The organism is candidate division WOR-3 bacterium (assembly GCA_029858255.1).
Classification (GTDB): Bacteria; Hydrothermota; Tepidihabitantia; order SM23-42; family SM23-42; genus SM23-42.
Genome location: JAOUFJ010000064.1, coordinates 1 through 4,913, shown reverse-complemented (window position 1 = coordinate 4,913; position 4,913 = coordinate 1). Strand labels below are relative to the sequence as shown.

The following is a 4,913-nucleotide window of genomic DNA, read 5'->3' as shown; positions in this document are numbered from 1 at the left end:
TCGACCGGGTTATCCGCCATTTTTGCCTTCAAGGTCCACAAACATCTGGCCCAGGCCATCTTGCCGTCAGCCGAAACATATATTTTCAGACCGCTCGTAGATATCTTCGTATCCGAAAGTAATTCGTTCTGGCCTTCCATGACCTTCACCAGCGCATCCCAACCTCTGATGGGTTTGCCAAATGAGCCAAAATTGATCATGGTCGTATCATGACTCACAAGTTTGGCATAGAGTTCCATATTCTCTGTTTCAACACTCTTCACATACTCACCGAGCAGAGTATTGATTGCCGCAATCTCAGCATCCATATCCACGACCGGCCGGGGTTTACAGCCAATGATCGCAACCAACATCATGAACGACACCAGCGTAATGTACTTCATACAAACCTCCTATTATTGTTACTGCACGATAGCTCCAGATAGCCGCCGAACCTAAGGGCTGTGCTGAATGATCCTCGATGATAGTATAATACCAGAAGCCCTGATGTCAACTGTAGGCGGCCGCTCAGAATTTATGAACATGCCCGAGATATAGTTCGACGTGTCGATCCCCCCACTCTTCTCTGAAGATATCCATCGCCATACTGCCTGTGCAGTGGGAAGGTGCGATGTTTTTGACGCCCAATTCTTTTAGCTTCGCTGATATACCTCTCACCTCTTCTTCAGTTGCATTGACCAGGTGAAAACCGCCCGTAACTAAGGCGATCGGTCTTTCAGGAAGAATCTCTTTTACACGCTCGATTATTTCCACGACCCCGGGGTGCGCGCATCCAGTGATAACATATAAACCTTCACCACCATCCAAAATCAATGATTGCTCAAGCAGAGCGATGTCCCTGTAACTTGTCTTGACCTCGCCGGTTGACCAAACACTCGGCATTATCTCCATTGGCTCCTGGATCGGTACAACATCCAGGTGCGGATTCTGCTGCAGCACCGAATCCTTAGAAGAGCCAGGCACATAAACCTTAGGTGTTACCCCAGTAAGTGCATGGATACCTGGAAGACCGTAGACATGATCCCAGTGGTTATGCGAAATTACCGCAGCGTCAAGGTGTTCTAAATTGAGACCCAGTGCTCTAATGTTATTTATGAGTATCGCAGTATCTCCACCCGTATCGAAAAGAATTTCTTTCTGATTGAACACTATGAATGCGCTAAAACCCCCTCCCACTTTTACACCAGACGACATATCTCCCGGAACGTTGTTATAAACGATCGCAATTGAATTTTCCGCCGATCCGCCGGCAAATAATGTCGGGTTATGAAGTACGCTCAACAGCATAAAAACAACGAAACAACACAAAATCGCTTTCTCACCCGGCATCTTTTACTCCTCGTCATTACAACTATCGTTTGGATTTGTGAGTCGACCGATGATACCATCAGCATTTCCTTGCAATATAGTCTATATAAGCTTGCTTCAGCCTCTTGCCGTCATACAATTTGTTGACAAGCCGCTTTTCTTTGCGCAGAATCTCGAAATCCCTGAAATAAATATCTGCCTCGTTATTTCGAAAACGCGAGAACTGTTTGCTTCCGAGCAAGAGTGCTGCAAATCCGTTCTTCCGGAATGGTCTTCTATCCGGATCATCCACCGACAGAAAATTCACGAAACAAATACCGCTGGGTTTGAGCACCCTTTTTATCTCATACATGGCCAGTGCAATATCCGCTTTGGTCATGAAGAATATTGCATTATAAGAATACACAAAACTGAATACTCTATCTGCGAACGGGATCCGCCGCATATCACCCCGGAAGATATTCAACGGTATGTCCTTTTTAACGCAGAATTTGCGTGCATTCGACAGTCCTTCCTCGGTTATTTCAATGCCGTATGTTGCATAACCCTGCTGATAGAAGAGCAGAAGCGGTGGGGGTCGATCTCCGTACGAACCGGCTCCGCAATCCAAGACTGTCTTGTCCAGCGAAGTTGCGTTGCACTGCTTTAGAAATTCATAAAGTGGCGTTGCCCAGATGATCTCATCCACGCGGCATTTCCATCAGTGCGATTTCTTCCATCCCACTATTCAGTGATAACAATCTTCCGTTGAAATTCATTCGTATTGTCCTGGCATATCACAAAGTACACGCCAGAAGGTAAGTTTATGTCCAAAGAAACACTTTGCCCGCCTGATGATTCAACGCGGAGATTCTTGACCAATCGTCCTGACACATCATAGAGGTCGAATTCAACAGGATGTTCCTGCGGCGAATGCATGTTCAACGTAATAATGCCCCGCGAAGGATTCGGGAACACACTGAAAGCGAAGGCAGGCGCACTGATTTTACTTTCCTCTATGCTCACAAATTGCCCGAACTGCCTGAGCGCCGGATCCCCGAAGAGATTGTAATGGTAAGCCGGCAGCCAGAACCCGGTATTGGACATGAAATCATTTCGAGCAATATCATATGCGGTTCCAATGATGCCACCGCTGATCAATGTGTCCTGAAGTAACCTGTCGTAGAAGTGGTATGGAACTCCACCGGGATCTGCCGAGCTGGACCACGAAATACGTGAACTACTGATCACACTGGAGCCGCCACGATACAAAAGCATGGCACCTAAACTGGTCTCCTCCGGCTTTCCACAAAGGCACGAGCGGAGAAAACATGTTGATGGATGATCATTATCAAGAGAGTATACATTTGTAATATAGAATGAAGTTGGCCACGTGATCTCAGGAGTCTCGGGTACACTGTCACCGTCGTCCCAAGCCCACAGCTTCCGCGCATACACAGGAACATTGCCATGATGGCATTCATACATGATACCCTTGTTCTGCCAATAAGCGATATGATTGTTCTGGGTAAGGGAATCCGTACAAGACAACGTTGATGGCCTCAGGCCACCCTTTTCATAGAGGGTAACTGCGTTTGCGCGCGCCAGGACAGAATCGATGAGCAGTTGCTCGCAATAATTAGCACCGTCCATGCGTGCATTACCTGTATAATTCTCATTAGCGTAGTAGTACAGCGCACCCGTCAACAATGATGCGGTCTTGTAACCGACATCTGTATTCGTGTCGAACGCGATCAGTTTTGCACAGATATCCTCGATAATACCCGGGTCGCTGAAAGGAATCCGTCCCAGGTGCACATCTGCATGATAATCCGGATTATCCTCACCCAACGGTTGAAAATTGGCAGTGAAAACTTCTCCGTAGTACAAATCGCCATCACTATTCCACGAAATACTGTCGGGATCAGTCAACTCGGCGAGATAGAGATCACTGGGTATCGGTGAGTAATCAGGATGATTATAGGGACTGTTCGGGTCATTGTTGAAAGGCACCAAATTCCGCCATGGCATATCGGTCGAGAACCCGACCAGCAACACATATTCTATGTCCGCCATATTCGCCCTGAGGTAATTCCTTAATTTATGCGGACCATCAACGCCCGCCACATTGGCATCGATATATTCCTTTGTTACTATATTAACTTCATATCCCTGACTCTGTCTGTGCTGCACAAGCGCATCAACCGTATTCTGAATTGCCGATGGTATTATGATACAGTATCCATTCGCACGCTCCGGTTCATCAGTGTGATACCAGATCTGCGCGTCACTCCAGTTGTAGATGAGCTCCTTCGCGATAGGGTCGAATGTGATGTCATCGATCAAACTATTCCAGTAGATGGCTCTTTCGCTTGATGGCAGGGGCACCGTATAGTAAAGTTCAACGGTTATGTTTTCCGTGCAATATAACATACTGGAAACCGCGTTGTATGCAAAGTGATTACACGCTACCGTAACCAACATATACTTACGCAGTCCTCCGGTCGATATAACACTGCCGTGAGAGGCTGGATATATTTCCTCAGAACGGTAATACATTTCGCTCGCCCGCCCGAACTGCTCAAGCACTTCTTCAGTAGCAGCACCGTAAGACAAGGGCAGCGGTGGCTGTGCCGGCGGTATAACTACAACACCCAGTTCGCGCCACGCACCGCGAAAATCCACGGTCTCCAGCACTGCCCCTGGCGGCAAAGCGATCGTTATCACCCTACACGGAAGCGCAGGTGCCCCGATTGGATTGTTATACGCAGCCCCGGACACGATCAAGCGATCTTTTTCAAGACTGTATTCTGGCGCCGTCACATCTACCCTCAGCACATTTGCCCAACCTGTCGCAAAAAACATAAGAGACAACAATAACTTCACTCCTATCCTCCTGTAATACATTATACTATTCATAAGACATCGGGTCAATGCGCGGTTTCTTCCCATTCCAGGTACACTGCGGATCACCACGCCATCGGGATTAACCGGTACCTCACCTTCTGCCTGTAAGCTTCATAGCCGGGAAGTTCTCTGGAAAGCAGCCGCTCTTCATCAATAATACGGGGGATTATCAAAAGTGTTGCAGGTATCATAGCGGCCAACGCCCATAACGAGCCAAGTGCCATTGGGCTAAACAGGAAGATCATCAGTGCAGCAGCGTACATGGGATGGCGGACTGTGGCATAGGGCCCGCTCGAGATGACTTTTTGCTCTTTTTCCACTTCAACGACTCTCGATGCATATGAGTTCTCTCTCAAAACAAGAAAGAACAACATGTAACCCAGAAAAACAATTATGTCGGCGACAATTACCAGCGCAACCGGCACCGATGACCAGCCGAACCGGTGATCGAGCCCCGGCATCAAAAAGGCAAGCGCATACAGGAAAGTTGAAATTATCAGGGATCGTTTCTGAAACGGTTCCATTTCCCTGGTTCGCATCCGGCGTTCGAGCAGAGCCGGGTCGTTTTTCACCAGATAAATGAGAACAAAAAACATCGGGATGAATAGTATTGCCATAAAGACCCAGGCGTGCCAGAACCGGAACGTGCCAGCCGACAAGAAAAAGAGCAGCCCCATTACCACGGCGCCAGTCCCGAATCTGATCAGCACTAGCCCTAT

At 47.9% G+C, this 4,913-nt stretch carries 5 protein-coding genes; all 5 read right to left on the bottom strand.

From position 1 onward, the window contains the following. The coding region (locus tag OEV79_12335) for a nuclear transport factor 2 family protein (protein ID MDH4212223.1) at nt 1-383 on the bottom strand (383 nt) is incomplete at its 3' end. Nucleotides 384-507: 124 nt separating this feature from the next. Beyond that, a complete protein-coding gene (locus OEV79_12330) occupies nt 508-1,329 on the bottom strand; it encodes an MBL fold metallo-hydrolase (protein MDH4212222.1) in 822 nt (273 codons plus the stop codon). 58 nt (nt 1,330-1,387) lie between these two features. Next, nucleotides 1,388-1,996: a class I SAM-dependent methyltransferase gene (locus tag OEV79_12325; protein MDH4212221.1), complete on the bottom strand. Its 609-nt coding sequence runs from the start codon at nt 1,994-1,996 to the stop codon at nt 1,388-1,390. Nucleotides 1,997-2,031: 35 nt separating this feature from the next. Further along, nucleotides 2,032-4,173 (bottom strand): C25 family cysteine peptidase, encoded by a 2,142-nt coding sequence (locus tag OEV79_12320; protein MDH4212220.1) that lies wholly within the window; start codon nt 4,171-4,173, stop codon nt 2,032-2,034. 83 nt (nt 4,174-4,256) lie between these two features. Further along, on the bottom strand, nt 4,257-4,904 hold the full coding sequence (locus tag OEV79_12315; protein ID MDH4212219.1) for an isoprenylcysteine carboxylmethyltransferase family protein: 648 nt from the start codon (nt 4,902-4,904) through the stop codon (nt 4,257-4,259). Nucleotides 4,905-4,913: the final 9 nt, after the last annotated feature.